The sequence below is a fragment of the Pseudomonas sp. W2-17 genome, assembly GCF_041060445.1.
Classification (GTDB): Bacteria; Pseudomonadota; Gammaproteobacteria; order Pseudomonadales; family Pseudomonadaceae; genus Aquipseudomonas.
Window position 1 is genome coordinate 34,804 of sequence record NZ_JAUFNS010000007.1, and the last position, 26,992, is coordinate 61,795.

Sequence of the window (26,992 nt, forward strand, 5' to 3'; positions counted from 1 at the left end):
GCCATCACCTATTGGAGGCCACGGCCTGGCGCAACGCCACATATGCTTTTAAATCGACCTGCTTAGTCATTGCTATCGACCGGCGCTATTGAAACCTGAGGCCTTGTGCCCCATCTAAGGCTCATCTCCATTTATGCAGGTGCCCCATGAGCGACCAGCAGTCCGACGCCAACCAGCCGCACCCCGACGACGATCATGAGCACGAAATCCTCGGCTCCGACAACAAGCGCCTCGCCCTGCCCGGTCAGAACCTGCCGGATCAGGTGTACATCATCCCGATCCACAACCGTCCGTTCTTCCCCGCGCAAGTGCTGCCGGTCATCGTCAATGAAGAGCCCTGGGCCGAAACGCTGGAGCTGGTCAGCAAGTCTGATCACCACTCGCTGGCGCTGTTTTTCATGGACACCCCGCCCGACGACCCCCGTCATTTCGACACCAAGGCGTTGCCGGAGTACGGCACGCTGGTCAAGGTGCACCACGCCAGCCGTGAAAACGGCAAGCTGCAGTTCGTCGCCCAGGGCCTGAGCCGCGTGCGCATCAAGACCTGGCTCAAGCACCATCGCCCGCCGTTTCTGGTGGAAGTCGAATACCCGCACCAGCCCAACGAGCCGACCGACGAGGTCAAGGCCTACGGCATGGCGCTGATCAACGCGATCAAGGAGCTGCTGCCGCTCAACCCGCTGTACAGCGAAGAATTGAAGAACTACCTCAATCGCTTCAGCCCCAACGATCCTTCCCCGCTGACCGACTTCGCTGCGGCCCTGACCTCCGCCACGGGCGTCGAACTGCAGCAGGTGCTCGATTGCGTGCCCGTGCTCAAGCGCATGGAAAAAGTCCTGCCGATGCTGCGCAAGGAAGTCGAAGTCGCGCGTCTGCAGAAAGAAATCTCTGCGGAAGTGAACCGTAAGATCGGCGAGCACCAGCGTGAGTTCTTCCTCAAGGAACAGCTGAAGGTCATCCAGCAGGAGCTGGGCTTAACCAAGGACGACCGCAGCGCTGACATCGAACAGTTCGAAGAGCGTCTGGTCGGCAAGACCCTGCCGCCCCAGGCGCGCAAGCGCATCGACGAAGAGATCAACAAGCTGTCGGTGCTGGAAACCGGTTCGCCGGAATACGCCGTCACCCGCAACTACCTGGACTGGGCAAGTTCGGTGCCGTGGGGCGTGTTCGGCGACGACAAGCTCGACCTGAAACACGCGCGCAAGGTGCTCGATCAGCACCACGCCGGCCTTGATGACATCAAGAGCCGCATTCTCGAATTCCTCGCCGTCGGCGCCTACAAAGGCGAAATCTCCGGCTCCATCGTGCTGCTGGTCGGCCCGCCGGGCGTGGGTAAAACCAGCGTCGGCAAGTCGATTGCGGAATCCCTGGGCCGGCCTTTCTACCGTTTCAGCGTCGGCGGCATGCGCGACGAGGCCGAGATCAAGGGTCACCGTCGCACCTACATCGGCGCCCAGCCGGGCAAGCTGGTGCAGGCGCTGAAAGACGTGGAAGTGATGAACCCGGTCATCATGCTCGACGAGATCGACAAGATGGGCCAGAGCTTCCAGGGCGACCCGGCCTCGGCGCTGCTGGAAACACTGGACCCGGAGCAGAACGTCGAATTCCTCGACCACTACCTCGACCTGCGTCTGGACCTGTCGAAGGTGCTGTTCATCTGCACCGCGAACACCCTGGACTCAATCCCCGGCCCGCTGCTGGACCGGATGGAAGTGATTCGCCTATCCGGCTATATCACCGAAGAAAAGCTCGCCATCGCCAAGCGCCATCTGTGGCCCAAGCAACTGGCCAAGGCCGGCGTGTCGAAAAACAGCCTGATGATCAGCGACAGTGCGTTGCGCGCGGTGATTGAAGGGTATGCGCGGGAAGCCGGCGTGCGGCAGCTGGAAAAACAGCTCGGCAAACTGGTGCGCAAGGCTGTGGTCAAGCTGCTGGACAACCCGGACACCGTGGTCAAGATCGGCCCGAAAGAGCTGGAAGCCTCGCTGGGCATGGCGGTGTTCCGCAATGAGCAAGTGTTGTCGGGCACCGGCGTGATTACCGGCCTGGCCTGGACCAGCATGGGTGGCGCGACGCTGCCGATCGAAGCGACCCGCATCCATACGCTCAACCGCGGCTTCAAGCTCACCGGCCAGTTGGGCGATGTGATGAAGGAATCTGCTGAAATCGCCTACAGCTACGTCAGCTCCAATCTCGCGAAGTTTGGCGGCGACAAAAGCTTCTTCGACGAAGCCTTTGTTCACTTGCACGTGCCTGAAGGTGCAACGCCGAAAGACGGGCCAAGTGCCGGTGTGACCATGGCCAGTGCGCTGCTGTCGCTGGCGCGTAACCAGGCGCCGAAAAAAGGCGTGGCCATGACCGGCGAACTGACCCTGACCGGTCATGTACTGCCGATTGGCGGCGTGCGGGAGAAAGTCATTGCGGCGCGTCGGCAGAAGATCTATGAGCTGATCCTGCCGGAGGCCAACCGCGGCAACTTCGAAGAACTGCCGGATTACCTGAAAGAAGGCATCACCGCGCACTTCGCCAAACGTTTTGCGGATGTGGCGAAGATATTGTTTTAAGCACTGACCTCGCCTCAACGTGTGGGGGCGCCACCCTGGCCGCCCTCACACGTCTTGTGTGGCCCACCTGATTAGCATCTCTCCCGTCTTCGGTTATTCTCCCTCCACGTTGTTTATGACCGGAGCCTTCATGACCCCTGCCCGCCTGCTCGTCCCGCTCAGCCTCAGCCTGCTCGCCGCCTGCGCCCAGGCGCCAAAACAGATCGTTTCGCTGGACGATCAGCAAGACTGTCCCCTTTCTCTTAAAACCGGCCAGACTCTCATGCTGATGCTGCCGAGCAACCCCACTACGGGTTATCGCTGGCTGGTGCAGAACCCCGCGCCGTCGATACTCGGCAGTCTCGGGCCCGAGGTGTTCAACGCCTCAAAGGACGTCGGTCTGGTCGGTGAAGGCGGTCAGTCGGTGTGGCGCTACCGAGCGGCCAGCCCGGGCACGGGCCACCTCATAATGGTCTATCGACAGCCCTGGGCACCGGAAGTGGCGCCGGCGCGCACCTTCGATTGCGTCATCACGGTGAACTGATCGCCCGCCCATTCCAAGGCCACCCGCCCCCGCAGGAACGTCCTTGCCGGCGAAGGGCTGATCGCCAAAGGGGACTGATTTATTTACACGCTTCTCCGTAAATCAATCTGCCCCCTTCCATGCAAGCCGCCAAGTACTGGCGTAAGCCCCCGTCACTCGGCCAGTAATTGCGCAGCGTCGAAGCCCATGCGCAAGTTGCCCCAATGACGGCCTTCGAAGAAGAACGGCACGTCGATCTCGGTCATGATTTCGCCAGTGTCGCGCAAGTAGGTTTGCAGCAGGAAGCGCTGTTGGTTAGCGGCTGCGCGCAGGCCGATGGGGTCAGCGAACATGCGCTTGTTCCGGCACACCGGTAGGTCGATAGCTCGGTCGCCCGTAGGTTTTTTCGACACCCAGCTGTTGTTCACCGGACAGTAACCCTTGCTGTCGACGATGAAGGTGACCTTACCGCCCCGCGTGCCTTTGGTGAGCGCGTCGCACTCCTCCTGACAGATCTGCGCGAAGCGTTCGGTGTAGCTGGTCGTGTATTGCTTGGGATCAGTCCCGGGAATCAATTTGTAGTTCTGATCGAACAGGTTGACGCCCTCACGTTGCAGCGCGGCCAGGCGCACCTGGAGCCGGTCGCGGCAATGACTGGCGCGGGTAATGCCAGCGTCCAGCGCGCCATGCCCGAGAACAAACCGGCCCAGCAGCGCCTGAACCTTTTCCGCCACGCCCGACAGATCACGAGTGGCCGTGGCCGAATGCTGCATGCGCTGGTCGATGGACTGGCTGTCCGCATGAATCTGCGTGACACGGTCGTTGATGCCGGTGTTGCTGTCGGCGAACTGCTGGATGTGCGAGGCGATGTCCTCCAGCTTGGTGTGGGTGGACTCGAAGTCGCCGATCATGCTCTCGAAATGCCCAGAGGCGCGCTCGACCACTTTCTGGGTCTCCCGGGCGCTGTGGCTGATCTGGGTGGTTTGCTCGTGGGTCGAGCTCACTTCCAGCAACATGGCGTCGATGTTCTGAGAAATGTCCTCGGTGGCGCGGCTGACGTTCTGCGCCAAGGTCCGGACTTCGTCGGCAACCACCGCGAAACCACGCCCGCTCTCCCCTGCACGCGCCGCCTCGATCGCCGCGTTGAGGGCCAGAAGGTTGGTCTGGGAGGAGATCTGTTGAATCAATCCGACGATGGATTTGATGCTCGACGAACGCTGGTTCAGCGCCGAAACCAGGGTGCCGAACTCATTCAGGCTGGTGGAAATCTCACTGATGTTGCCGGTCACTTCCAGCAGTTCAGTGTAGGAGTCGCGGGCCATGCTGAGGTTCTGCGCGGTGGTCCCGGAAATGCCCTGAGTCTGCCGGGACACCTCGGCAATCCGACCCACTGCGTCGTTGCTCTGCTCCATGACTTCCTTGGCGAAGCGCGCCTGATGGGTCGCGCTGTCACTGGAATCGCTGATGTTTTTCAGCGAGCGCGCGGACTCCACGGCAATGTGCACGGTCAACGCCTGAACGCTGCTGATGATCTCCCGCTGTTTGGCCAGAAACCGGTTGCAGGTACTCGCCAGCACGCGAATCTCATCGTGGGTCAACAGCGGCAAGTCCTTGGACAGGTCGCCCTCGCCATTGGCAATGCCTTCCAGCGCCAGGGTCATCTGGGTCACCGGCCGCACGATCAAGTGCCGGAAATACCAGACCATGAAGCTGACCAGACACAGGGTAAACAGCGTGCTGCCCAGAATGGCGTTGCTCAGCACATCGAGTTTGCCCTCGATCATGCCTAGCGTCTCCGCCGGCAACTGCGCGCTGCGCAACTGCAGAAGAATGTCCGCGCGCAGGCTCACGGCTACCCAGTACACCACGGCGCTCACCACCACCACCAGAAAAAGGCTCGACAGCTTCTTGGTCAAAGAATTGAAAAACTGCCTTTCGATGGACTCGTACAACGCCTTGAACGCATGCATGCCACGGTTCCCTGTGCCAGTAATGAAATGGGTTGCGAATTAAGGTGTTTCGACTGCTCGGGGGAAAGCTTTAATGCTGCGGGGTGGAGGCATCCGATCATGGCCAGCATTGCAGCAAACACCAACGCAAGGAATAAATGACATTGATTCTCAATTGTAACTTACCGATAATTGAGAACCATCATCATTTGTTACATTCGCTGGAGCATTACCCGCCATGCGTCACTCGATCCCCTTTTGCCCAAAGGCCCTTTCGTTAATCGCCCTGAGCGTGCTCAACACAGCGAATGCCGAAGAGACAGCGCTTAGCCTGCCGGCCACTGACGTGACGTCAACCGCCACCTACGGCGACACCGGCAACCCGCAGGGCTACCAGGGCAAACCCAGCAGCACCACCACCCGGCTGGACCTGACTAACCAGGAAACGCCCCAGGGTGTGACCAACATCAAACGCGAGCAAATGGATGACTTCAAGCTCAACAGCATTCGCGACGTATTAACCAGCACCCCCGGCGTCAACGTGCAGAAAGTCGAAACAGACCGCACCTACTTCACCGCGCGCGGTTTCGACATCAACAACTTCCAGTACGACGGCACGGCGATGCCGATGACCAATGGTTTGCTGGTGGGCGATATTGACCTGGCGCCCTACGAACAGGTCGATATCGTTCACGGCGCCAACGGATTGATGTCCGGGGCCGGCAACCCCTCGGCCACGGTCAACTTCATCCGCAAACGCCCGACCTACGATCCCCAGGCAAAGATCGACGTGACCGCCGGTTCCTGGGACAAACGCCGGGTGGACATCGACGTCTCCGGCCCCCTGACCGACTCGGGCAACGTGCGGGGACGGGTCATCTACGCCAACGAAAACGGCAACTCATACCTTGATCGTTACTCCCGCGAGAAGAACATCTTCAGCGGTCTGCTGGCATTCGACCTGAGCGACAGCGACACGCTGACCTTTGGTTACGAGGACCAGAAAACCAATGCCAATGGCTCAAGCTGGGGCGCACTGCCGTTGGTCGATGGCAATGGCAACGCCATTCATTACAGCAGCACCCATTCCAATATTTCCCAGCCGTGGGTGCATTGGGATGTTCACACGCAACGTGCGTTTGCCGAGTGGGAGCATACCTTCGCCAACGACTGGAAGTCGAAGCTGACCGTCGCCGGCGCCGAGCACCGCGAAGACACCGAGATGTTCTACATGTACGGCGACAGCACCTCACCCACCGGTTACACCGGGCTGGGCTCCAAGTACAAAGACAAGAACCTCGAACTCAGTGGCGATTACTCCCTGAGCGGCCCCTTCATGCTGGGCGGTCGGGAACATCAACTCACGCTGGGGGCGAACGCTGCACGCCAGCGCAACCGCGAATCCTCGCAGTACGGTGACGTCCTCAACTACTCGCCTGTGACCCTTGAAGATGCGCTGCATGGCTACCTTCCGCAGCCGAATTACGTCGCGGCGTTACCCGCTGCGACCTCGAACTACACCGATCGCCAGAAGAGCGTTTACGCCGGCGCGCGTTTCAGCCTGACCGACGATCTGCATCTGATCACCGGCGCCCGCATGCTCAGCGCGGACAGCAATGGCGAAAACTACGGCTCGGCGCGCGAGGTACGCATTCACGGCAAAGTCACGCCGTATGCCGGTATCGTCTACGACCTGACCCCCGAATACGCGCTGTACGCCAGTTATACCGAAGTCTTCAATCCGCAGTACTACCTCGACGGCCAAGGCCGGGTGCTCGATCCGCTTGAAGGCAAAAGCTATGAAGCGGGCATCAAAGGTCAGTTGCTGGACAAGAAACTCAACGTCAGCGCTGCGGTGTTCCATGCCAAGCAGGACAACGTGCCGGGCAGTTCGACCTATGACGCCAACCTGGGCGGCTATGTGTACGAGGCGATGTCCTACGACAGCAGCGGCGTGGAGCTGGAAGCGTCAGGCGAAGTTGCACCAGGCCTGCAAGTCAACGGCGGGTACACCTACGTCTATATCACCGACGACAACGACAGTCGTGCGCGTAAATTCATCCCGCGCCACGCCCTGACGTCGTCGATGACCTACCAGTTGCCGATGGCACCGAAGGTCAAGGTCGGCGGCAGCCTGAGCTGGCAGAGCAAGACTCAGAACGACGACTCGCCGGCCGCTCGCCAGGACGCCTACGCGCTCATCGGCCTGATGACCCGCTACGACATCGATCAGCACTGGAGCACCCAGCTCAACCTCAACAACCTGACCAACGAGAAATACCAACAGAGCCTGCGCTACAACCAGAGCAACTTCGGGGATCCACGCAACTTCACCGCGTCGGTGAGCTGGAAGTACTGATTACATGGCTTGAGTCCTGGCCGCGTGCGGGCAACCGGGCGCGGCTTTTTTATGGGCGGACCCGACGTGAGCACACGAGCGATGAGATGAGGTTCCAGCCGAGGGGCGGAACTGGCTAAAATGCCGCACTTTTCGCCTTGTACCCCGGAATCGCTGTGAGCCCAGAACCCGACCGCCTATTCGCCCAGCCGCTGCCCCAGGTACCCGACTTCGCCTTCAACGAAGACGTCGTGCGGGTGTTCCCGGACATGATCAAGCGCTCGGTGCCGGGCTACCCGACCATCGTCGAAAACCTCGGCGTGCTTGCAGCGCAATTCGCCCAGCCCCACAGCGTGCTCTATGACCTGGGCAGTTCACTGGGCGCCGTCACTCAGGCATTGCGTCGACATGTGCGCACTGAAGATTGTCGGGTGATTGCCATCGACAACTCGTCGGCCATGGTTGAGCGCTGCCGCGAATACCTCAACGCCCAGGACTCGATGTACCAGGAACTGCTGCCGGTGGAGGTGATCGACGGCGATATCTTGAATCTCGAGTTTCAGCCCGCCTCGGTGGTCGCGCTGAACTTCACCCTGCAATTCATCGCGCCGGAACAACGCCTCGCGCTGCTGACGCGTATCCGCCAGTCGCTGCTGCCCGGCGGCGCGCTGATCGTGTCGGAGAAGCTGCGCTTTGATGACACCGAAGAGCACGCGCTGCTCACCGATCTGCACGTCGCCTTCAAGCGTGCCAACGGTTACAGCGAACTGGAGATCGCGCAGAAACGCAGCGCCATCGAAAACGTGATGAAGCCCGACAGCCTTGAGCAACACCGCGAACGCTTGCTCGCTGCTGGTTTCAGCAAAGTCGTGCCCTGGTTCCAGTGCCTTAATTTCGCCTCGTTGATTGCCCTGCCATGATTGATCTCGCTCCTCTCGTTCGCCGTCTGGCGGGCACGCCACTGTATGCCTGGGCCCAAAGCCTGCAGGCGCAACTCGACACGAAGATGGAAAAGGGTCACGGCGACCTGGAACGCTGGCAAGGCGCGCTGAATGCCTTGCCTGACCTGACGCCAACCCGCATCGAGCTCAAGGACGATTTCATCCTCGACGCCGACTGCGATGACGCCACCCGCGAGCAGACCCGCGCTGCGCTGATGGGCCTGTCACCATGGCGCAAAGGCCCTTTTGATGTGTTCGGCGTGCACGTCGACACCGAATGGCGCTCGGACTGGAAATGGTCGCGGGTCTCGCCGCACCTTGATCTGAAAGGCAAGCGCGTTCTGGATGTGGGCTGCGGCAACGGCTATTACCAGTGGCGCATGCTGGGCGCTGGCGCCGACAGCGTGATTGGCGTCGATCCCAACTGGCTGTTCTTCTGCCAGTTCCAGGCCATGCAGCGCTACCTGCCGGGCCTGCCGGCCTGGCACCTGCCGTTCACCCTGGAAGATCTGCCGGCGCGGCTCGAAGGTTTCGACACGGTGTTTTCCATGGGCGTGCTCTACCACCGCAAATCGCCCATCGATCATCTCCTGGCGCTGAAGGACTGCCTGGTCAAAGGCGGCGAGCTGGTGCTGGAAACCATGGTGGTGAAAGGCGACGCGAATCAGGTGCTGGTGCCGGAAGACCGCTACTCGCAGATGCGCAACGTGTGGTTTCTGCCGTCAGTGCCCGCGCTGGAACTGTGGCTGCGCCGCGCGGGCTTTGTGGATGTGCGCTGCGTTGACGTCAGCACCACCACGGTGGAAGAACAACGCGGCACCGACTGGATGCGCTTTCAGTCGCTGAGCGACTTCCTCGATCCGGCGGATCACAGCAAAACCGTGGAAGGACTGCCGGCGCCGCGGCGTGCCGTGATTGTGGGCCGCAAGCCGTAGCCCGACAAAAGCGCTATTGCGCGCGCTCATTGAGCATGACAACACCGCAGATGTCAGTGCGGACAAATCACCCGTGGGAGCGACCGGGGTGGCGCTCCACCTTGCTCGCGAAGGCATTCTGTCTGCCGACATAGTGAGTGAGAGTGCCGGCCTCTTCGCGAGCAAGCTCGACTCCCAGAGGATTTCCGTTTCCTGCACGTAAACGGAGCGTCAGACGATGAAGTCCCCGTGGGAGCGAGCTTGCTCGCGAAGGCGATCGTGGTCACTCCCTCAGATCACTGGCTGTGAGAAGAACCCGCCGCCGCCAGAATCAACGCCTTCATCTCCGACACCGCTGACTTGAAACCGACAAACAGCGCATGGGCCACCAGCGCGTGGCCGATGTTCAGCTCGTTGATGCCCTTGATCGCCGCGACGGCTTCGACGTTGTGATAGTGCAAGCCATGGCCGGCGTTGACGATCAGACCCTGCGCCACACCGAAGGCGACGCCATCGGCAATGCGCTGGAGTTCTTCGGCCACAGCCGCCGGGGTTTCGGCATCGGCATAACGGCCTGTGTGCAGTTCGATGGCCGGCGCGCCAACCCGGGCCGACGCTGCGATCTGGCGCTCATCGGCGTCGATGAACAACGAGACTTCGCTGCCGATGGCCGACAACCGCTCCACCGCCGCCTTGATGCGCGCTTCCTGACCGGCGACATCCAGCCCGCCCTCGGTGGTCAGTTCCTGACGGGTCTCCGGCACCAGGCAGATATGCGCCGGCCGAATGCGCTCGGCGAACGCCATCATCGCTTCGGTGACGCCCATCTCGAAATTCATGCGCGTTTGCAGCACGTCTTTCAGCAGCAACACATCGCGCTCCTGAATGTGCCGACGGTCCTCACGCAAATGAACGGTGATGCCGTCGGCGCCTGCTTCCTCAGCATCCAGCGCTGCCTTGACCGGATCGGGATAGCGCGTCCCCCGGGCCTGGCGCAGGGTAGCAACGTGGTCGATGTTCACGCCGAGCAGAATGCGGGTGCTGTGGGTCACGGAGTTCTCCTGATTACTGAAGCGGTGCCAGCCAGTAGCGGCTGATTGCGCAAGCGAGGGAAGATTTTCTAGGTTTGCGCCGCAGGACGCTAGAGTTTGCGAAACAATTCACGGCTGACCAACGGGCGCCCGCCCAGATGCACGGCCAGGGCCTGGCGCATCAGACGCTTGGCCGCGGACAGCGCGCCCGGCGAACTCCAGTCCGCTTCAGACATTGCCTGCAATTCGGCGCCCTGAAACAATCCCGGCTGAAACAGATAAACCCGCTCAAGGCCAGCATCCACCTGAAGCCGGTACATGCCGTCGCTGGCCAGTGGATCGCCGTTGACGTCCGCGTCCAGCGCAAAACCGTAACCGAGATCGTCCAGCAGCCGCCATTCGAACGAGCGCAGCAACGGTTCCAGCGCGCGCCCCTCGGCCAACGCCACAAGCGTCGCGGCGTAATGTTCGAACACGCCCGGGTGCGGGTCTTCGGCGGGCAGCAGGCGAATCAGCAGCTCATTAAGATAAAGACCGCTGAACAGCGCTTCGCCTTCCAGCCACGTGGCGACGCCGGCGCCTTCCATCCGCCCCACGTTCTTCAACTCGCCCCGCCCGCGAAACTCGACTTCCAGCGGCACGAAAGGCCGCGCCATCGTGCCCGCCTTCCCCCGGGCGCTGCGCAACACCGCGCGCAGGCGACCCTGCGGGGTAATGAAATCGACCAGCGCGCTGTTTTCGCGGTACGCACGGCTGTGCAACACATACGCGAGCTGACCGACGGGTGGGTTCTGTGACATGGCTATCTCGATGAAAGAACGCGGCCGAACGGGCAATCTTAAACGACTGTGGGAGTGAGGTTACTCACGAAAACCCGGCTCCATCCGCTGGATAGTCAGCGGCTGAAATACCAGCTTCGTGAGCAAGCTCACTCCCACAAGGTTGCATTTGCTGCGCGGCAGCGTGGGATTTCCCCACAGAGCAGCGGTGTCGATCGGCGTCTTACAAGTCGCCGTAACCCAGCGAACGCAACGCGCGTTCGTCATCGGACCAGCCGCCTTTGACCTTGACCCACAGATTGAGCATGACCTTGGAGTCGAACAGCACTTCCATGTCACGGCGCGCATCCGAGCCGATGCGCTTGATGCGCTCGCCCTTGTCGCCAATGATGATTTTCTTCTGCCCGTCGCGCTCGACCAGAATCAGCGCGTGGATATGCAGCGTCTTGCCCTGCTGCTTGAATTGTTCGATCTCGACAGTGATCTGATACGGCAGCTCGGCGCCGAGCTGACGCATGATCTTCTCGCGCACCAGTTCCGCGGCAAGAAAACGGCTGCTGCGGTCGGTGATCTGATCTTCCGGGAAGAAATGCTCATTCTGCGGCAGATGATCGGCGATGACCTTTTCCAGCGCTTCCAGGTTGTGCCCCTGCTGCGCCGAGATCGGGATGATCTGGGCGTTCGGCAGTTGCTCCTGCAGCCAGGACAAATGCGGCATCAGCGCGCTTTTGTCTTCGATGCGATCGGTCTTGTTCAGGGCAACGATCAACGGGCCGGTCACGTACTGCACGCGCTCGAGGACCATCTGGTCTTCTTCGGTCCACTTGGTGCGGTCGACCACGAAGATCACCACGTCGACGTCTTTCAACGCTGCCGAAGCGGTCTTGTTCATGTAACGGTTAAGCGCTTTGTCGCTGTTTTTGTGCATGCCGGGCGTATCGACGTAAACCGCCTGTACCGCGCCTTCAGTCTTGATCCCGAGCATGTTGTGCCGGGTCGTCTGCGGCTTCCGCGAAGTGATCGCCAGTTTCTGGCCGAGGATGTGGTTCAGCAGCGTCGACTTGCCCACGTTTGGCCGGCCAACAATGGCAACATAGCCACAGCGTGTTGCAGGTGAATCAGTCATTGCCATTCTCCACACCCAGGGCGATAAGGGCTGCGGCCGCTGCTACCTGTTCGGCAATGCGACGGCTGACACCTTGTCCCCGGCTTTTTTCATTCAATAAAGAGATCTCGCATTCGACGAAGAAGATTCGGCAATGCGGTTCGCCCTGAATATCCACCACTTCATAGCGCGGCAGGTCACAGGCGCGTGACTGGAGGAATTCCTGCAGCCGTGTTTTCGGGTCTTTGTTGGTGTCGACCAGCGTCAGGGTTTCGAACTCGCTGGCCAGCCAGGCCAGCACGCGATCCCTTGCCATGTCCATGCCGGCGTCGAGGTAGATCGCACCGATCAGGGCCTCGAGCGCGTCGGCCAGAATCGACTCACGGCGAAAGCCGCCGCTCTTCAGCTCACCCGAGCCCAGGCGCAGGTATTCGCCCAGATCGAAACCACGGGCCAGCAGCGCAAGGGTCTCGCCTTTCACCAGACGGGCACGCAGGCGGGACAGCTGACCTTCACGCGCTTGGGGGAAACGCTCGAACAGCGCTTCGCCGGCGACGAAGTTGAGAATGGCATCACCGAGGAATTCCAGACGCTCGTTGTTGCGTCCGGCAAAGCTGCGGTGGGTCAGGGCCAGGATCATCAGTTCCTGATCCTTGAAGGTATAGCCGAGCTGACGCTCCAGGCGACTTAATGAAACGCTCACGGTTTACCCACGCTGAATTCGTGGTCGAACTTGACCACCAGATCGATGTTCTGGATCAGTGGTTCACGTTTTTCATACTTCAAATGGGCGAGGAACCTGTTGTTCTCCGTCGTCACAGTTAACGCCTTGTTCAAATCCAAATCCCGAATGTTATTAACCAGCATGCCTTTGGCCACGTAGGCGTTAAGGTCACCGGCGTTGGTGATGTCTGCCGTGCGATCAGTGCCGGCACTTTCGATGATTTTCTTCATCGACAGGTAGTCCATGTAGTGCGGCACGATCTTGGCGGCAGCACTTCCGACAAAAGCCAGAATCGCCAGCAACACCAGCCAGCCGATGAACGACAGGCCTTTTTGCGGACCGGCAGACGTCATGGTTGCTTTCAAGAGTAGCCCTTCCCTGTCACCTGCGAGATCGGCCACGCAACATGGCCCTGAATGACATACGGCGCTGCCAGTGGCAGCGCCGCATCGATTACTTGATCAGACCGACTCGCGAGAAGTTCGGAAAGTGGCTGAGCTTGGGTTCAGGCCAGCTCATCCAGACCGCGAAGGCCTTGCCGACGATGTTCTTGTCGGGGACCATGCCCAGCTCGTCCTTGGGAATATTGGGGTCATCCCAGTAACGGCTGTCGTTCGAGTTGTCGCGGTTGTCGCCCATCATGAAGTAATGCGCGGCCGGAACGGTCCATTCATGGTCAGGCGGCGCGCGATAGCGGCTCATTTCCTGACGGATCTGGTGTTCCACCTCGCCCAGCTTCTCGTTGTAAAGCTCTGCGCTGCCCAGCGTGCCCGGCTCCGAACCAATCAGCTGCTTGGCCACCAACTGACCGTTGATGAACAACTGCTTGTCGTTGGTGTAGCGAATCACATCCCCCGGCAAGCCGACGACGCGCTTGATGTAGTTGACGTTGGGGTCGCTTGGGTAGCGGAACACCATCACGTCCCCACGTTGCGGGTCTCCGACCGGGATGACCTTGAGGTCGATCACCGGCAGGCGGATGCCGTACGAGAACTTGTTGACCAGGATGAAATCGCCCACGTCCAGCGTTGGCTTCATCGAGCCCGACGGGATCTGGAACGGCTCGACCAGAAACGAGCGCAGCACCAGAACGATGAACAACACCGGAAAGAACGACTTGCCGTATTCGACCAGAAACGGCTCCTTGTTCAACCGCTCGACGACCGCGACATCAGGCTGGCTCACGCTGCCCTGATAGTTCGCAATCGCGTTGCGGCGACGCGGCGCCAATATGACCAGATCGAACAGGGCCAGCAAACCGCAGACAAACACGGCAACGACCAGCAACAGCGGGAAATTTAGTGACATAGGGCCTGACTATTCCAACCTGAGCACTGCAAGGAAGGCTTCTTGTGGAATTTCCACGTTGCCGACCTGCTTCATGCGTTTCTTACCGGCCTTCTGCTTCTCGAGCAGCTTGCGCTTGCGGCTGACGTCGCCGCCGTAACATTTGGCCAGTACGTTCTTTCTGAGCGCCTTGACGGTTGTACGCGCGATAATCTGGCCACCAATGGCAGCCTGGATTGCCACGTCGAACATCTGACGAGGAATCAGTTCTTTCATCTTTTCAGTCAACGCGCGGCCTTTGTAGGCTGCGTTGTCACGGTGCACGATCAGCGCCAGAGCGTCGACCTTGTCACCGTTGATCATCACGTCCAGGCGAACCAGATTGGCCGACTGATAACGATCAAAATGGTAGTCCAGCGAGGCATAGCCACGGCTGGTCGACTTCAGACGGTCGAAGAAGTCCAGAACCACTTCGTTCATCGGCAAATCGTAGGTCACTTGCACCTGCGTACCGAGGAACAGCATGTCGTGCTGAATGCCACGCTTCTCGATACACAGCGTAATGACGTTGCCCAGGTGCTCTTGAGGCACAAGAATGTTCGCCCGCACGATCGGCTCGCGCATGTCCTCGATCGTGGACAGGTCTGGCAATTTCGACGGGTTGTCGACGTAAATGGTTTCACCGGTCTTCAACAGCAGCTCGAAGATTACCGTCGGTGCGGTGGTGATCAGGTCCAGGTCGTACTCGCGCTCGAGGCGCTCCTGGATGATCTCCATGTGCAGCATGCCGAGGAAGCCGCAGCGGAAGCCGAAGCCCAGCGCGTCGGAGCTTTCCGGCAGATATTGCAGGGACGAGTCATTGAGCGTCAGCTTTTGCAGCGCGTCGCGGAAATCCTCGAAGTCATCGGAGCTGACCGGGAACAGACCGGCGTAGACCTGCGGCTGAATGCGCTTGAAGCCGGGCAGCACCGGAACGTCCGGCGTAGTGCTCAGGGTCAGGGTGTCGCCCACCGGCGCGCCGTGAATATCCTTGATGCCGGCAATAATAAAGCCCACTTCACCGGCTTTCAGATCAGCGGTGGCACTGTGCTTGGGGTTGAATACACCCACGCTGTCAACCAGGTGCATCTTGCCGGTCGACTTGACCAGGATCTTGTCGCCCTTCTTGACGCGGCCATGACGCACACGCACCAGGGAAACAACGCCCAGGTAGTTGTCGAACCAGGAGTCGATGATCAACGCTTGCAGCGGGTCTTCGATGTTGCCGGTCGGCGCGGGAATGGTGTGGACCAGACGCTCGAGCACTTCGTCAACGCCCAGGCCGGTCTTGGCACTACAGGCCACCGCATCGGTGGCATCGATGCCGATGATCTTTTCGATTTCTTCCTTGACCCGGTCCGGATCGGCCTGGGGCAGGTCAATCTTGTTCAGGACCGGCATGACTTCCAGGCCCTGTTCGATGGCGGTGTAGCAGTTGGCAACGGACTGGGCTTCGACGCCCTGACCGGCATCGACCACCAGCAGCGCCCCTTCACACGCCGCCAGCGAACGGCTGACTTCGTAGGTGAAGTCAACGTGCCCCGGGGTGTCAATGAAGTTGAGCTGGTAGGTGATGCCGTCCTTCGCCTTGTAATAAAGGGTGACGCTGTGGGCTTTGATCGTAATCCCGCGCTCACGCTCCAGGTCCATGGAATCAAGCACCTGAGCTTCCATCTCGCGCTCGGTCAGGCCGCCGCACATCTGGATGAAACGGTCAGCCAGCGTCGACTTGCCATGGTCAATGTGGGCGATGATGGAGAAATTGCGGATATGACTCAAATCACTCACGGATCAACACTCGAAAAAGGTCGCAGGCAGACTGCCCGCCAAAAATAGCCGGGAATTGTACCTGAAGGAACGATCAGGCGTCACGTTCACGCGCAGAGCCTGCGCGCCATGCACTGCGGGAACATAAAAAAAGGAGCGGTCTGACCGCTCCTTTTTGCTGTGCCCGACGGGTTATTCCGCCAGCTTGAACGTGATGAACGTCGCACGGCCCTGACGCAGAACGCGCATGGAGACAGAGCGATTCTTCGGCAGGTCCTTGGCCACTTCGGTGAACTGCTTCGACGAAGTGATCGCCTGGTTGTTGAGGTGGGTAATGACATCACCTGCCTGCAAGCCGATCAGCGAAGCCGGTCCGTCCTGGACTTCCTTGATGACGACACCGCCCTTGAGGTCCAGCGACTTCATCTGCTCGGCCGTCAGATCGACGACCGAAACGCCCAGGCGGTTGCTGCTGCGCTCGACACCGGTGTCGGCTGCGCCCATCTCTTCGCCTTCGGCCGGCAACGCACCCACGGTCACGGTGAGCTTCTGACGCTTGCCGTCACGAATCACTTCGAGCTCGGCCTTGCTGCCATCTTTCAGGTTGCCGATCAGGTGCGGCAGGTCTGCGGACATCACGATCGGGGTGCCATTGGCACTCAGGATCACGTCGCCAACCTGCAAACCACCCTTGGCGGCAGGGCCATCTTCAAGCACTTGAGCCACCAGCGCACCGGCCGGCTTGTCCAGACCGAAGGATTCGGCCAAGTCTTTGTTCACTTCCTGGATCACGACGCCCAGCCAGCCACGGTTGACCTTGCCGCTGGCCTTGAGCTGGTTGGCAACGTCCATCGCCACGTCGATCGGAATTGCGAACGACAGGCCCATGAAGCCACCGGAGCGCGTGAAGATCTGCGAGTTGATCCCCACCACTTCGCCCGCCATGTTGAATAGCGGACCGCCCGAGTTACCCGGGTTGATCGCTACGTCCGTCTGGATGAACGGCACGTAGGTGTCGTTCGGCAAGCTACGGCCCTTGGCACTGACGATGCCTTTGGTCACCGAATGATCGAAGCCGAATGGCGAACCGATCGCCAGCACCCATTCACCGACTTTCAGTTTGTCGGAGTTACCCAGCTTGACGGTTGGGAGGTCCTTGCCATCGATCTTCAGAACCGCCACGTCGGTCCGTGGATCGGTGCCGATCAGTTTGGCTTTCATCTCGCTGCGATCTGAAAGACGCACGAGGATTTCGTCGGCACCGTCAATCACGTGATTGTTGGTCAGGATGAAGCCGTCAGCAGAAATGATGAAGCCCGAGCCCAGTGACTGCGCCTCACGCTGGCGATCACCCTTGCCGCCTCCTGGCGCACGGGAGCCTGGCGGCGTGCTGCGCTCGAGGAATTCACGGAGCATCGGTGGCAGGCCTTCCAGATCAGGCATCTGACCCTGGGCAACCGAGCGATCCGGCAACTTCTGACGCGTGCTGATGTTGACAACTGCCGGGGAAGCCTGCTCCACCAGAGAGGTGAAGTCCGGCAAGGCTTCGGCCTGAGCAGTGACGACCTGTCCGAGCATCAGCACAGCGGCCATCCAGGCCAGGTAAGGTTTCAAGCGTGGTATCGACATATGGCTCCCGTTTACAACGAGCATGGTTAAGCGGTACGAGCCCGCAGGCTCGCGAAGCATCTGTGCGTCGCGACTTCCCGCGACACCTGTATCTGCTCCAGTTTCCTGGACCCTGAAACAACAAAGGCCACAGCTGTGAAGCTGTGACCTATAGAAAAAAACACATCCGATTGCAACCGACAAAGCGCACTAAACATTTCAGCAGTACCAGTGAAGCCCATATTTAAAGGCTTGTGAACGTGAAACGACCAAATGAAACCTTTTTCATCGTGGCCATCACCGGTGCGCAGAATCAGTTTTTGCTCGTAGCCGCAGCATCGTCCCGCATGGACAATGCAATGCGTTCGGCCGTCCCGATCGGGATCTCGCCGACCACCGTCACCATGGCATCACCCTTCTGCGTAGTTACGCGACGGGACACAGCAACGGTCGGGCCCAGCTGAGTACGAATATCGGTCACGGCCGCACCGCTGACCGGCTCGACGAATACCGAGAATCGAGCCAGGCCATCGTCATACATCAGGCTCGTTACCAGACTCTTGGAATCCGGGTCCTTGCGTGCCGCAGCGCTACTCAAGCCAAAACCCGGCGGCAGCCAGTCGGAACGCCACGCGACCTTTTGCTTGGGCGCATCAGTCTTGGATTTGACCACTTCGACCGGCCTGCAGTCAGCACCGGCGGAGAGCATCTGATCGGTCAGTGAATGCGAGGTGTTGAGGTCAGTGAACTGAAAACGCTCGAGCAACTGGCCCTTATCGCTGAGCAACAACGACTTCAGGGGCAAGCCCGTTTCACTGTCGAGGTGCAGTTCGATGCCGTAACGGTGCTGATCACGGGGGGTCAGCGTCACGACATTGGCCAGACGCCCAGCAACACGTGAGGTGCCTGCCGACTTGATGTCGTACCAGGATGACAACCTGGCAGCATCGAACGCTCGGGCCGGAGAATCAGGAACGCTGGACACGCCCTCTTCAAGCGTACCGCTGACGCATTGGGTTACCCCATTGACGCGCAGGACTTCTTGAGGAGAGCCATCCAGCTGGAGAAGATGCTCCCGAACCTTGCCGTCGGCGACCCGTTGCCAGATTCGGTGAGTGGAGAAGCTGCCGTTACGCTCGTAAACGAATGTGCCGGTATAGCTTTGCTGCTGCTCAGCCTGCGCAAGACGTTTCAGCTGGTCTTGCGCGTCATCGGCATGAGCGGGAAGGACCAGCCATCCACCCAGCAGAAGCGGCAGTAGAGGGATGGCGCGCATGATCCTCCTTAACGGTTTTCCAGGCTTGCAGCGCGAGCGTACGGCAGAGCGCCTTCAGCGCCTTTCATTGCAGCTTGCTGAGCATGTTGACGCAGGTAGCCTGGCAAACGCTGGTCATGCCAGCCGGCCTGGTTCTGCAGCACACCGCTGGCCATCGGACCCGGGGACTGTTCGCCCTCGGTGTAACCCGCCAACACTGCCGGCCCTTTGGCCTGCGGCATTGCAACGTTGCTCGGCTGGGATTGCTGGGCCAGTTGCGCCCCTGCAATTTCGTCCTGGTTGTACAAACGTACACCGGCCAGCACGGCAACCGTCACCGAGGCGGCTACGGCCAGACGGCCCAGCGTACGCCAAGGACCGCGGCCGGCCTTGAGCGGGCTGACTTCATCAGCGATCCCGGCAGCAACAGCGGCCGAAATATCCAGATGAGGGATCAGTAATTCTTTATGCATCGCTGCACGGGCAATCTGATAACGGGACCAGGTGGCTCGTGTGTCCGCATCTTCAATAGCGCTAAGCACGCGACGCAGTTCCAATTCGTCCGCTTCGTTATCCATCACCGCGGACAGCGATTCCTGCAGGGCTTCACGACTCATGGCGGTTCCTCTCTTGTGGCTATCGCCGCTGTCTCAGGTTTCCTGCAACAGAGGTTGCAAGGCTTTGTCGATGGCTTCCCGAGCGCGGAAAATGCGAGAGCGCACGGTACCAACGGGACATTGCATGACGCTGGCAATGTCTTCGTAACTCAGACCGTCGAACTCACGCAAAGTTAAAGCTGTACGCAAATCTTCTGGCAGTAGCTGGATGGTTCGGTGGACGGTGCCCTCGATCTCATCCCGCAGCAATGCCCGCTCCGGCGACTCGATGTCCTTGAGGCCGTGATCGCCGTCATAGAACTCCGCGTCTTCCGATCTGACATCGCTATCCGGAGGCCGCCGACCTCGCGACACCAGATAGTTCTTCGCCGTGTTAATGGCGATACGGTACAGCCACGTATAAAACGCACTGTCACCGCGGAAGTTACCAAGTGCGCGATAGGCTTTGATGAACGCCTCTTGCGCAACGTCCTGGGCTTCGTGGGTGTCGTGAACGAATCTCACGATCAACCCAAGAATCTTGTGCTGATATTTCACCACTAGCAGATCAAAGGCTCGCTTGTCGCCGCGCTGTACGCGTTCAACCAGCTGCTGATCTTCTTCCTGGGTTAGCATGAACACTCCTCATAAAGCTTAAAGGAGCATCGCATCGGCTCTTTCGCAGGCTTGCAAACATAGACTCGGGCTTTAAGCAAAAGTTCTCCCCCCTTCAAGCAAGTTTCCGGCGAGCGTCTGCTGCCCGCACGAAAAACGCCGCTCGAACCAGGTCGGCTGCGTAAATAATCTTGTCGTCAGAAGCGTTCGTACTGGCTGGAAACCGCCATTGCGTAACGTCGACGCTGTTCCTTTATGGGCAACCCACTATTGAACGTGCGGGTTCGTGAAAAGTTCCCACCGTTCATTATTGGATGTAAGACACACGCCCCGGCAGCTGTAGGACTCAATCCGTATGAAGCTGTAGGAAAGATCGCGTCCATCAAACGGGGTGCAGGACGTCGCAGGGTGGCGCACACTCCGCTCCCACTGTGATTCACCGTTGCCATAAAGCGCGGCCATTGTGCCGTTCCACCCTTGCTTATACTAGTGGCCATTTAGATACCGGAAGCAGAGATGAGTCAGCATTTCCAGCACGACGTATTGGTAATAGGCTCCGGCGCAGCCGGTTTGAGCCTTGCACTGACATTGCCCGGGCATCTGCACGTAGCGGTCCTCAGCAAAGGCGATCTGGCGAACGGTTCGACTTTCTGGGCCCAAGGCGGCGTTGCGGCGGTGCTGGATTACACCGATACCGTTCAGTCCCACGTCGAAGACACGCTGAACGCAGGCGGCGGGCTGTGCAACGAGGACGCAGTCCGGTTCACCGTCGAGCACAGCCGCGAGGCCATTCAATGGCTGATCGACCTAGGCGTGCCCTTTACCCGGGATGACCCGTCAAGCGTTGTGGACGGCGGTTTCGACTTTCACCTCACCCGCGAAGGCGGGCACAGCCACCGCCGGATCATTCATGCCGCCGACGCCACCGGCGCAGCGATCTTTCGCACATTGCTGGCGCAGGCCAAGTCGCGTCCCAATATCGAACTGCTGGAACAACGCGTGGCGGTTGATCTCATCACCGAGTCGAGGCTGGGTCTGGAGGGGGAACGTTGCCTGGGCGCCTATGTGCTGGATCGCTCGACGGGCGAAGTCGACACCCACAGCGCACGCTTCACCATTCTGGCGTCCGGCGGCGCGGCGAAAGTCTATCTGTACACCAGCAATCCAGACGGCGCCTGCGGCGACGGTATAGCGATGGCCTGGCGCTCGGGCTGCCGCGTGGGCAACCTGGAGTTCAACCAGTTCCACCCCACCTGCCTGTATCACCCCCAAGCCAAGAGCTTTTTGATTACCGAAGCGCTGCGTGGCGAAGGCGCCTACCTGAAGCTGCCCAATGGCGAGCGTTTCATGCAGCGCTATGACCCACGAGCTGAACTGGCGCCCCGGGACATCGTTGCCCGTGCCATTGACCACGAGATGAAACGCCTGGGCGCCGACTGCGTGTTTCTGGACATCAGCCACAAGCCCGAAGCCTTCATCAAGAGCCACTTCCCGACCGTGTACGAGCGTTGCCTCACTTTTGGCATCGACATTACGCGTCAGCCGATTCCCGTGGTCCCGGCGGCGCACTACACCTGTGGCGGCGTTTTGGTTGACCAGCAAGGCCGCACCGATGTGCCCGGGCTGTATGCAATCGGCGAGACCAGCTTCACCGGCCTGCACGGCGCCAATCGCATGGCCAGCAACTCGCTGCTGGAATGCTTCGTTTATGCCCGCTCGGCTGCGGCGGACATCGTGACCCAGCTCGAGCAAATCCCGCAGCCGCAAAACCTGCCGGCCTGGGATTCAAGTCAGGTGACCGATTCCGACGAAGACGTGATCATCGCCCACAACTGGGATGAACTGCGTCGGTTCATGTGGGACTACGTGGGCATCGTGCGGACCAACAAACGTCTGCAACGCGCCCAGCATCGGGTGCGGCTGTTGCTGGACGAGATCGACGAGTTTTACAGCAACTATAAGGTCAGTCGCGATCTGATCGAGCTGCGCAACCTGGCCCAGGTGGCGGAGCTGATGATTGCGTCGGCGATGGCGCGCAAAGAAAGCCGCGGGCTCCATTACACGCTGGACTACCCGGACATGCTGCCCGAAGCACTGGACACTATTCTGGTACCGCCCACCTTCGCCGGCTGAACTTCAGGCGCAACCGCAGGCGTCGGTGGCTGTCCGGCGCCATGGCGTCTGCCGGGATGCACAGGCTCCGCACCCGAAAACGGCTCAGCCCATGGCCCGTCATCAGCCTGAAACGCAGCACGACCATGTGCGGCAGCGCCAGGCTGTCGGGGCGCAGCTGGACCGGTTGCCAGCCGCCCGCCTCGCTCCACAATGCCCAACCGCTGCCGTCACGCCGCAGCCCGGTAGGCGACTGCGGCCGATCAAGCAGAATGAATCGGCGAAGACTGCGTGAGGCATGCAAGGCACATAGCAGGACGCCGATGGCTTTTGCCCACAGAGGAATTGAAAGGAGGACGGTCGATGCCAGCGCAAGGATTTGCGCGACAAGGTACGCCGTCAGCAGCGCCCGGGAGGGTTGCCAACGGCATTCGAAACGATCACTTCGGCTGGACACGGTCCAGAATCATCCGAACCATGCGCTGCAGTTCCGGGTCTTCCGACTCCGCGCGCTGCATGAACCAGCCAAACATGTCCTGATCTTCACAGGTCAGCAGGCGCACGTAGAGGTCGCGATCGACCTGATCGAGCGTCGGGTAGACTTCTTTGACGAATGGCACCAGCAATACGTCCAGCTCGAGCATGCCGCGACGGCTGTGCCAAAAGAGGCGATTGAGTTCAACATCTTCGACCATGGAGGGCTCCTCGAATTTGCCGGCGAGTATACAGGCGCATCGTCCCGGGGCGTACTTGCAGTTGGTCGCAGCTTTTTGCGTATACCCATTAACGACACGCGGCACTATGATGGTGCCCCAGACTTCTACCCTGCGATGACTCATGGCCGCTCCAGCATTTTTCTGCCCCCTGTCCCATGAAGGTGTGCTCGCCGTTCGCGGCGTGGATGCCGGCAAATTCCTGCAAGGCCAACTGACTTGCAACCTCGATTACCTCAGCGAAGCCAGGGCCACCCTCGGTGCGCGCTGCACGCAAAAGGGCCGCATGCAATCCAGCTTTCGCATCCTGCTTGAGGGTGACGGCGTGTTGCTGGCAATGGCCAGCGAGCTGATCGAAGCGCAATTGCTGGACCTGAAGAAATACGCCGTCTTCTCCAAATCCAAATTGACCGACGAAAGCGCGTCCTGGGTGCGATTCGGCCTGCAGGAAGGCGACGGCGCACTCGTCAGCCTCGGCCTCGACCTGCCGCAGGAGACCGACTCGGCCGTCCGCGCCAATGACCTCATTGCCATTCGCGTTTCCCCCGCCCGCGCCGAGTTGTGGGTACGTGCCGAGCAGGCCGATGACGTGCGCAGCCGGCTGATCGCCCACGTGCCGGAAGCACCGCTCAACGACTGGCTGCTGGGGCAGATCCGCGCCGGCATCGGCCAGGTGTTCGGGCAGACCCGCAAAGAATTCATCCCGCAGATGATTAACCTGCAAGCCGTGGGCGGGGTGAGTTTCAAGAAAGGTTGTTACACCGGCCAGGAAATCGTGGCGCGGATGCAATACCTCGGCAAGCTGAAACGCCGGCTGTATCGCCTGACCATGGGCGGCAGCGAACTGCCTGAACCGGGGGTTGCGCTGTTTTCGCCGGTTCATTCAAGCGCAGTAGGCAACGTTGTGATCGCGGCCCGGTCTGATGTCGGGATCGAGGTGCTGGCGGTCTTGCAGGCGGACGCGGCGGAAGATGGCCGAATCCATCTGGGTGCGGCAGAGGGCGAGGCCCTGCACTTGAACGCATTGCCCTACACGCTCGACGCGAAGCTCGAAACACAGCGTTGAACCCGGTTGAAGCATGTGCGAGACGTCAGCGTAGTCACCAGCGCCGTCCCCTCGAGTGGACGGCCGCTGGCCGGAATGCAATGTCCAGAGATCCAATATGAGTAGCATGGCTGACGAAGTGCAGAGGGATCTGATCAAGGCGATCGACAAGGATGCTCTGTTTCTGCCAACTCTCCCCGAAGTTGCACTGAGAATTCGCCTGGCGGCGGAAGACTCGGAAATCTCCATTGCTGCGCTGAGCAAGGTCATCGGCAGCGACACTGCGCTGTCGGCCCGGCTGATCAAAGTCGTCAACAGCCCACTGTTGCGGCCGAATTTTGAAGTCAGCGACGTGCTGACGGCGGTTCGACGTCTGGGCGTGAACTACAGCTGTAACCTGGCCATCGGGCTGGTAGTGGAGCAGATGTTTCACGCCAAGTCCGATGTCATTGAAAATAAGATGCGCGACATCTGGAAACTCAGCATGCAGGTGGCCGGGGTGTGTAATGTCCTCAGTTACCGCAGTGCGCGTCTAAAAGCGGACAAAGCCACCCTGGCCGGGCTCGTTCACCTCATTGGCGTGCTGCCGATCCTGACCTACGCCGAAGACAACTATGAGTTGCTCGCCGACCCGATCAGCCTCAATCACGTTATCGAACGTATCCATCCAGTCATTGGCGAGCGGCTTCTGCGCTCGTGGGATTTCCCGGAAGGCCTGGCAATTGTGCCCCGGCAGTTCCAGAATTTCAGCCGTGTTTCTGATCAGGCCGACTACGTGGATCTGGTGCAGGTGGCGACGATTCACATTCATGAGATGAACGGCACGCCATACCAGAACATGCATTTCCAGTCTGTCCCCGCGGTGGGCCGTTTGGGTCTGAACATGGCCGATGGCGGGCTGATCAACGAGATGAACCAGGCGATGACGCTGCTGTACTGATCGGTTTTATACGCCCGCTCAGCCGAGTCCCACCAATCCCGACTCCGGCACCATAAAGCTCACCCTCACTTTCAGGCCCCGCTGTGCGCCGTCATGCAAGGTGATGCGCGCCAGATGTGCCCTGCAGATTTCACCCACAATGGCCAACCCCAGGCCCGAACCCTTGCTCTGCTGATTGCGCCGGTAAAAGCGCTCGAACACCCGGTCGCGCTCGTGAGCCGGAATGCCGGGGCCGTCGTCCTCGACTTCCAGCGTGCACGGCGCATGGACGCGCAAGATCACGTTGCCGCCCGCAGGGGTGTGGGCCAGGGCGTTGTCCACCAGATTGCTCAGCAGCTCGTTGAGCAACGTGGGTTCGCCGCGCATCCACACCGGCTCGTCGGCTTCCAGCGCCAACGCGACACCCCGGGCGTGGGCCAGCGGTGCCATGGCCATGCCCAGTTCCCGCGCCAGTTGGCTGAGGTCGAGCAATTGCGCGCCGCCCTCCGCGATGGCCCGCGCGCCATTTTCGATGCGTGCCAGCGACAGCAACTGATTGGCCAGATGGGTCAGCTTATCGGTGCCGGAGGCAGCGCTTTCCAGGGTGTTGCGCCACGCGGCGGGCTCCTGATCACGCAGCCCCAGCTCCAGTCGCGCCTTCAAGGCAGCCAGCGGCGTGCGCAATTCATGGGCCGCGTCGGCGATGAACTGCGCCTGGCGCTCGAACTGCATGCGCAATCGCTCGGTGAAGTGGTTGAGCGAGCTGACCAGCGGGCGCAACTCGTGCTGCACTTCGACCAGCGGCAGCGAGCGCAAATCGTCAGGCTGGCGTTCTTCCACCGCCGTGCGCAGGCGATCCAGGGGCCGCAACGCGGCACTGACCGTGAACCAGACCAGCAACAATGCACCGCTGCCGAGCATGCCCAGACGCAGCAAGGTGTCGGCCATCAACGCCCGGGCCATGTCCACCCGGGCTTCTTCGGTTTCCGCCACGCGAATCTCGGCCATGCCGTTCATGTTCGGCTCGCTTACGGCCTTGAGCAGGCTGACCACCCGTACGTCCTGGCCTTGATAACGGCCGCTATAGAACTTGGCGAGGGCCGGATAAGCGTCGGTGCGCGGTGTGCCCGGCGGCGGCGCGGGGATGTTTTCGTAGCCCGAAATGAGCTTCTGATTGATGTCGTTGACCTGGTAGTAAATGCGCCCCGCGCTGTCGTAGGCGAAGGTGTCCAGGGCCACGTAGGGGACGTCGGCGCTGAGGGTGCCGTCGCGCTCTGACAGCCCGGCGGCGATGGTCCGCGCCGAGGCCAGCAGGGTGCGATCGTAAGCGGTGTCTGCTGCTTCCCGTCCATTCCAGTAGGCGCTCATGCCGCTGGCGATCATCAGCACCACCAGCAGCAAACCGAGGTTCCACAGCAAGCGCCAGCGCAGGCTGTTTTCCGCTGAAGGAAACGGATTAAGCATCCCGGCTTTCCAGCAGGTAACCCAGGCCCCGGAACGTGACGATCGCAATCGGGTGCCCGTCGAGCTTCTTGCGCAGACGGTGCACGTAGATTTCGATGGCGTCAGCGCTGGCCTCTTCGTCCAGGCCAAACACCTGCGCCGCCAGTTGCTCCTTGCTCATCACCCGACCGGGCCGGGCGATCAGCGATTCGAGTACGGACTGTTCGCGGGAGGTCAGCGTGAGGAGCTCTTCACCGAGGGTGAAGCGGCGCGTGTCGAGGTCGTAGACCAGTTCGCCGCAGCGTTGCTGGCGTTCGCCGCCGAGTACGCTGCGGCGCAGCAACGCTTTTACCCGCGCCTCCAGCTCGGACAGTTCGAAGGGTTTGGCCAAGTAGTCATCGGCGCCGAGGTTCAGGCCGTGGACCCTGTCCTTGACGTCGCTGCGGGCGGTCAGCATCAGCACCGGGGTGTTCTTGCCCCGCGCCCGCAGACGCGCCAGCACCTCAAAACCGTCCATGCGCGGCAGGCCGACATCGAGCACCACCACGGCATATTCTTCGCTGCTCAGGGCCAGATCAGCTGCAACGCCGTCGTGCAGAACGTCAACGGTCAGGCCGCTGCTCTTGAGTGCCAGCGCGACGCTTTCCGCCAGTTGCAGATGATCTTCGACGAGCAGGACACGCATCGACTTCTCCCCAGTGAGCATTTTATGGGCGGAGTTTACAGGCGCGCCGTCGTCTGTGAAG

The 26,992-nt window shown here is 60.5% G+C and carries 24 protein-coding genes; 8 read left to right on the top strand and 16 right to left on the bottom strand.

Going from position 1 to position 26,992, the window contains the following annotated elements:
- The first annotated feature begins 146 nt into the window (after window positions 1-146).
- Window positions 147-2,564: an endopeptidase La gene (lon, locus tag QWI20_RS10595; RefSeq protein WP_369305443.1), complete on the top strand. Its 2,418-nt coding sequence runs from the start codon at window positions 147-149 to the stop codon at window positions 2,562-2,564.
- Window positions 2,565-2,694: 130 nt separating this feature from the next.
- Window positions 2,695-3,087 carry a protease inhibitor I42 family protein gene (locus QWI20_RS10600; RefSeq protein WP_369305444.1) on the top strand — a complete coding sequence of 131 codons (393 nt, stop codon included), beginning with the start codon at window positions 2,695-2,697 and terminating at the stop codon, window positions 3,085-3,087.
- A 152-nt stretch (window positions 3,088-3,239) separates the two neighbouring features.
- Here the strand turns inward: QWI20_RS10600 and QWI20_RS10605 are convergent, their stop codons facing one another.
- Window positions 3,240-5,036 carry a methyl-accepting chemotaxis protein gene (locus tag QWI20_RS10605; protein WP_369305445.1) on the bottom strand — a complete coding sequence of 599 codons (1,797 nt, stop codon included), beginning with the start codon at window positions 5,034-5,036 and terminating at the stop codon, window positions 3,240-3,242.
- Window positions 5,037-5,253: 217 nt separating this feature from the next.
- On the opposite strand from QWI20_RS10605, the gene QWI20_RS10610 reads away from it, so the two are divergent.
- The 3 genes from QWI20_RS10610 to cmoB all read left to right on the top strand — a co-directional run bounded on the left by QWI20_RS10610 (window position 5,254) and on the right by cmoB (window position 9,229).
- Window positions 5,254-7,374: a TonB-dependent siderophore receptor gene (locus QWI20_RS10610; RefSeq protein ID WP_369305446.1), complete on the top strand. Its 2,121-nt coding sequence runs from the start codon at window positions 5,254-5,256 to the stop codon at window positions 7,372-7,374.
- A 155-nt stretch (window positions 7,375-7,529) separates the two neighbouring features.
- Window positions 7,530-8,273, top strand: a complete 744-nt coding sequence (gene cmoA, locus QWI20_RS10615) for a carboxy-S-adenosyl-L-methionine synthase CmoA (protein WP_133772470.1) — start codon at window positions 7,530-7,532, stop codon at window positions 8,271-8,273.
- Window positions 8,270-9,229 carry a tRNA 5-methoxyuridine(34)/uridine 5-oxyacetic acid(34) synthase CmoB gene (gene cmoB / locus QWI20_RS10620; RefSeq protein WP_369305447.1) on the top strand — a complete coding sequence of 320 codons (960 nt, stop codon included), beginning with the start codon at window positions 8,270-8,272 and terminating at the stop codon, window positions 9,227-9,229. The genes cmoA and cmoB overlap by 4 nt, the downstream gene beginning before the upstream one ends.
- Before the next feature lie 275 nt (window positions 9,230-9,504).
- Here the strand turns inward: cmoB and pdxJ are convergent, their stop codons facing one another.
- The 11 genes from pdxJ to rpoE form a co-directional block, all read right to left on the bottom strand.
- Complete coding sequence (pdxJ, locus tag QWI20_RS10625) at window positions 9,505-10,260, bottom strand: pyridoxine 5'-phosphate synthase (protein ID WP_369305448.1); 756 nt, start codon at window positions 10,258-10,260, stop codon at window positions 9,505-9,507.
- A gap of 89 nt (window positions 10,261-10,349) precedes the next feature.
- Window positions 10,350-11,039, bottom strand: a complete 690-nt coding sequence (gene recO / locus QWI20_RS10630) for a DNA repair protein RecO (RefSeq protein ID WP_369305450.1) — start codon at window positions 11,037-11,039, stop codon at window positions 10,350-10,352.
- A 202-nt stretch (window positions 11,040-11,241) separates the two neighbouring features.
- Window positions 11,242-12,144 carry a GTPase Era gene (gene era, locus QWI20_RS10635; RefSeq protein ID WP_369305451.1) on the bottom strand — a complete coding sequence of 301 codons (903 nt, stop codon included), beginning with the start codon at window positions 12,142-12,144 and terminating at the stop codon, window positions 11,242-11,244.
- On the bottom strand, window positions 12,137-12,826 hold the full coding sequence (rnc, locus tag QWI20_RS10640; protein WP_037014347.1) for a ribonuclease III: 690 nt from the start codon (window positions 12,824-12,826) through the stop codon (window positions 12,137-12,139). The genes era and rnc overlap by 8 nt, the downstream gene beginning before the upstream one ends.
- Window positions 12,823-13,200, bottom strand: coding sequence for a DUF4845 domain-containing protein (locus QWI20_RS10645; protein ID WP_192171633.1), 378 nt, complete (start codon window positions 13,198-13,200; stop codon window positions 12,823-12,825). Before QWI20_RS10645 ends, rnc begins: the two co-directional genes overlap by 4 nt.
- A 100-nt stretch (window positions 13,201-13,300) precedes the next feature.
- A complete protein-coding gene (lepB, locus tag QWI20_RS10650) occupies window positions 13,301-14,155 on the bottom strand; it encodes a signal peptidase I (RefSeq protein ID WP_192171634.1) in 855 nt (284 codons plus the stop codon).
- A gap of 9 nt (window positions 14,156-14,164) precedes the next feature.
- On the bottom strand, window positions 14,165-15,961 hold the full coding sequence (gene lepA, locus QWI20_RS10655; protein WP_369305453.1) for a translation elongation factor 4: 1,797 nt from the start codon (window positions 15,959-15,961) through the stop codon (window positions 14,165-14,167).
- A 171-nt stretch (window positions 15,962-16,132) separates the two neighbouring features.
- Window positions 16,133-17,563 (bottom strand): DegQ family serine endoprotease, encoded by a 1,431-nt coding sequence (locus tag QWI20_RS10660; RefSeq protein WP_369305602.1) that lies wholly within the window; start codon window positions 17,561-17,563, stop codon window positions 16,133-16,135.
- Between the two features lie 298 nt (window positions 17,564-17,861).
- On the bottom strand, window positions 17,862-18,824 hold the full coding sequence (locus QWI20_RS10665) for a MucB/RseB C-terminal domain-containing protein (protein ID WP_369305454.1): 963 nt from the start codon (window positions 18,822-18,824) through the stop codon (window positions 17,862-17,864).
- An 8-nt stretch (window positions 18,825-18,832) separates the two neighbouring features.
- Entirely contained in the window at window positions 18,833-19,420 is a 588-nt protein-coding gene (locus QWI20_RS10670; RefSeq protein ID WP_237250383.1) for a sigma-E factor negative regulatory protein, read from the bottom strand.
- Between the two features lie 33 nt (window positions 19,421-19,453).
- Complete coding sequence (gene rpoE / locus QWI20_RS10675) at window positions 19,454-20,035, bottom strand: RNA polymerase sigma factor RpoE (protein WP_037014368.1); 582 nt, start codon at window positions 20,033-20,035, stop codon at window positions 19,454-19,456.
- A 495-nt stretch (window positions 20,036-20,530) separates the two neighbouring features.
- On the opposite strand from rpoE, the gene nadB reads away from it, so the two are divergent.
- A complete protein-coding gene (nadB, locus tag QWI20_RS10680) occupies window positions 20,531-22,147 on the top strand; it encodes an L-aspartate oxidase (RefSeq protein WP_369305456.1) in 1,617 nt (538 codons plus the stop codon).
- Here nadB and QWI20_RS10685 read toward each other — a convergent pair.
- On the bottom strand, window positions 22,116-22,583 hold the full coding sequence (locus tag QWI20_RS10685) for a protein YgfX (protein WP_369305457.1): 468 nt from the start codon (window positions 22,581-22,583) through the stop codon (window positions 22,116-22,118). The genes nadB and QWI20_RS10685 overlap by 32 nt on opposite strands.
- Window positions 22,567-22,821: a succinate dehydrogenase assembly factor 2 gene (locus QWI20_RS10690; RefSeq protein ID WP_346627461.1), complete on the bottom strand. Its 255-nt coding sequence runs from the start codon at window positions 22,819-22,821 to the stop codon at window positions 22,567-22,569. Before QWI20_RS10690 ends, QWI20_RS10685 begins: the two co-directional genes overlap by 17 nt.
- Before the next feature lie 142 nt (window positions 22,822-22,963).
- Between QWI20_RS10690 and QWI20_RS10695 the strand changes: the two genes are divergently transcribed.
- Together QWI20_RS10695 and QWI20_RS10700 are read left to right on the top strand one after the other, a co-directional pair.
- Window positions 22,964-23,905: a folate-binding protein YgfZ gene (locus QWI20_RS10695; protein WP_369305458.1), complete on the top strand. Its 942-nt coding sequence runs from the start codon at window positions 22,964-22,966 to the stop codon at window positions 23,903-23,905.
- A 97-nt stretch (window positions 23,906-24,002) separates the two neighbouring features.
- A complete protein-coding gene (locus tag QWI20_RS10700; protein WP_369305460.1) occupies window positions 24,003-24,824 on the top strand; it encodes an HDOD domain-containing protein in 822 nt (273 codons plus the stop codon).
- 18 nt (window positions 24,825-24,842) lie between these two features.
- Here QWI20_RS10700 and QWI20_RS10705 read toward each other — a convergent pair whose 3' ends face one another.
- Both QWI20_RS10705 and QWI20_RS10710 read right to left on the bottom strand, forming a co-directional pair.
- Window positions 24,843-26,267, bottom strand: coding sequence for a sensor histidine kinase (locus QWI20_RS10705; protein WP_369305461.1), 1,425 nt, complete (start codon window positions 26,265-26,267; stop codon window positions 24,843-24,845).
- A complete protein-coding gene (locus tag QWI20_RS10710) occupies window positions 26,260-26,931 on the bottom strand; it encodes a response regulator (protein ID WP_192171643.1) in 672 nt (223 codons plus the stop codon). The genes QWI20_RS10705 and QWI20_RS10710 overlap by 8 nt, the downstream gene beginning before the upstream one ends.
- Window positions 26,932-26,992: the final 61 nt, after the last annotated feature.

Excerpts from the sequence above, each read along its gene's own strand:
- cmoB (WP_369305447.1), top strand. The coding sequence starts at position 8,270 with ATGATTGATCTCGCTCCTCTCGTTCGCCGTCTGGCGGGCACGCCACTG.
- QWI20_RS10700 (WP_369305460.1), top strand. The coding sequence starts at position 24,003 with ATGAGTAGCATGGCTGACGAAGTGCAGAGGGATCTGATCAAGGCGATC.
- nadB (WP_369305456.1), top strand. The coding sequence starts at position 20,531 with ATGAGTCAGCATTTCCAGCACGACGTATTGGTAATAGGCTCCGGCGCA.
- QWI20_RS10710 (WP_192171643.1), bottom strand. The coding sequence starts at position 26,931 with ATGCGTGTCCTGCTCGTCGAAGATCATCTGCAACTGGCGGAAAGCGTC.
- QWI20_RS10665 (WP_369305454.1), bottom strand. The coding sequence starts at position 18,824 with ATGCGCGCCATCCCTCTACTGCCGCTTCTGCTGGGTGGATGGCTGGTC.
- lon (WP_369305443.1), top strand. The coding sequence starts at position 147 with ATGAGCGACCAGCAGTCCGACGCCAACCAGCCGCACCCCGACGACGAT.
- QWI20_RS10690 (WP_346627461.1), bottom strand. The coding sequence starts at position 22,821 with ATGGTCGAAGATGTTGAACTCAATCGCCTCTTTTGGCACAGCCGTCGC.
- QWI20_RS10605 (WP_369305445.1), bottom strand. The coding sequence starts at position 5,036 with ATGCATGCGTTCAAGGCGTTGTACGAGTCCATCGAAAGGCAGTTTTTC.
- QWI20_RS10705 (WP_369305461.1), bottom strand. The coding sequence starts at position 26,267 with ATGCTTAATCCGTTTCCTTCAGCGGAAAACAGCCTGCGCTGGCGCTTG.
- QWI20_RS10610 (WP_369305446.1), top strand. The coding sequence starts at position 5,254 with ATGCGTCACTCGATCCCCTTTTGCCCAAAGGCCCTTTCGTTAATCGCC.
- lepB (WP_192171634.1), bottom strand. The coding sequence starts at position 14,155 with ATGTCACTAAATTTCCCGCTGTTGCTGGTCGTTGCCGTGTTTGTCTGC.
- recO (WP_369305450.1), bottom strand. The coding sequence starts at position 11,039 with ATGTCACAGAACCCACCCGTCGGTCAGCTCGCGTATGTGTTGCACAGC.
- QWI20_RS10695 (WP_369305458.1), top strand. The coding sequence starts at position 22,964 with ATGGCCGCTCCAGCATTTTTCTGCCCCCTGTCCCATGAAGGTGTGCTC.
- era (WP_369305451.1), bottom strand. The coding sequence starts at position 12,144 with ATGACTGATTCACCTGCAACACGCTGTGGCTATGTTGCCATTGTTGGC.
- rpoE (WP_037014368.1), bottom strand. The coding sequence starts at position 20,035 with ATGCTAACCCAGGAAGAAGATCAGCAGCTGGTTGAACGCGTACAGCGC.
- QWI20_RS10645 (WP_192171633.1), bottom strand. The coding sequence starts at position 13,200 with ATGACGTCTGCCGGTCCGCAAAAAGGCCTGTCGTTCATCGGCTGGCTG.
- QWI20_RS10670 (WP_237250383.1), bottom strand. The coding sequence starts at position 19,420 with ATGAGTCGTGAAGCCCTGCAGGAATCGCTGTCCGCGGTGATGGATAAC.
- QWI20_RS10600 (WP_369305444.1), top strand. The coding sequence starts at position 2,695 with ATGACCCCTGCCCGCCTGCTCGTCCCGCTCAGCCTCAGCCTGCTCGCC.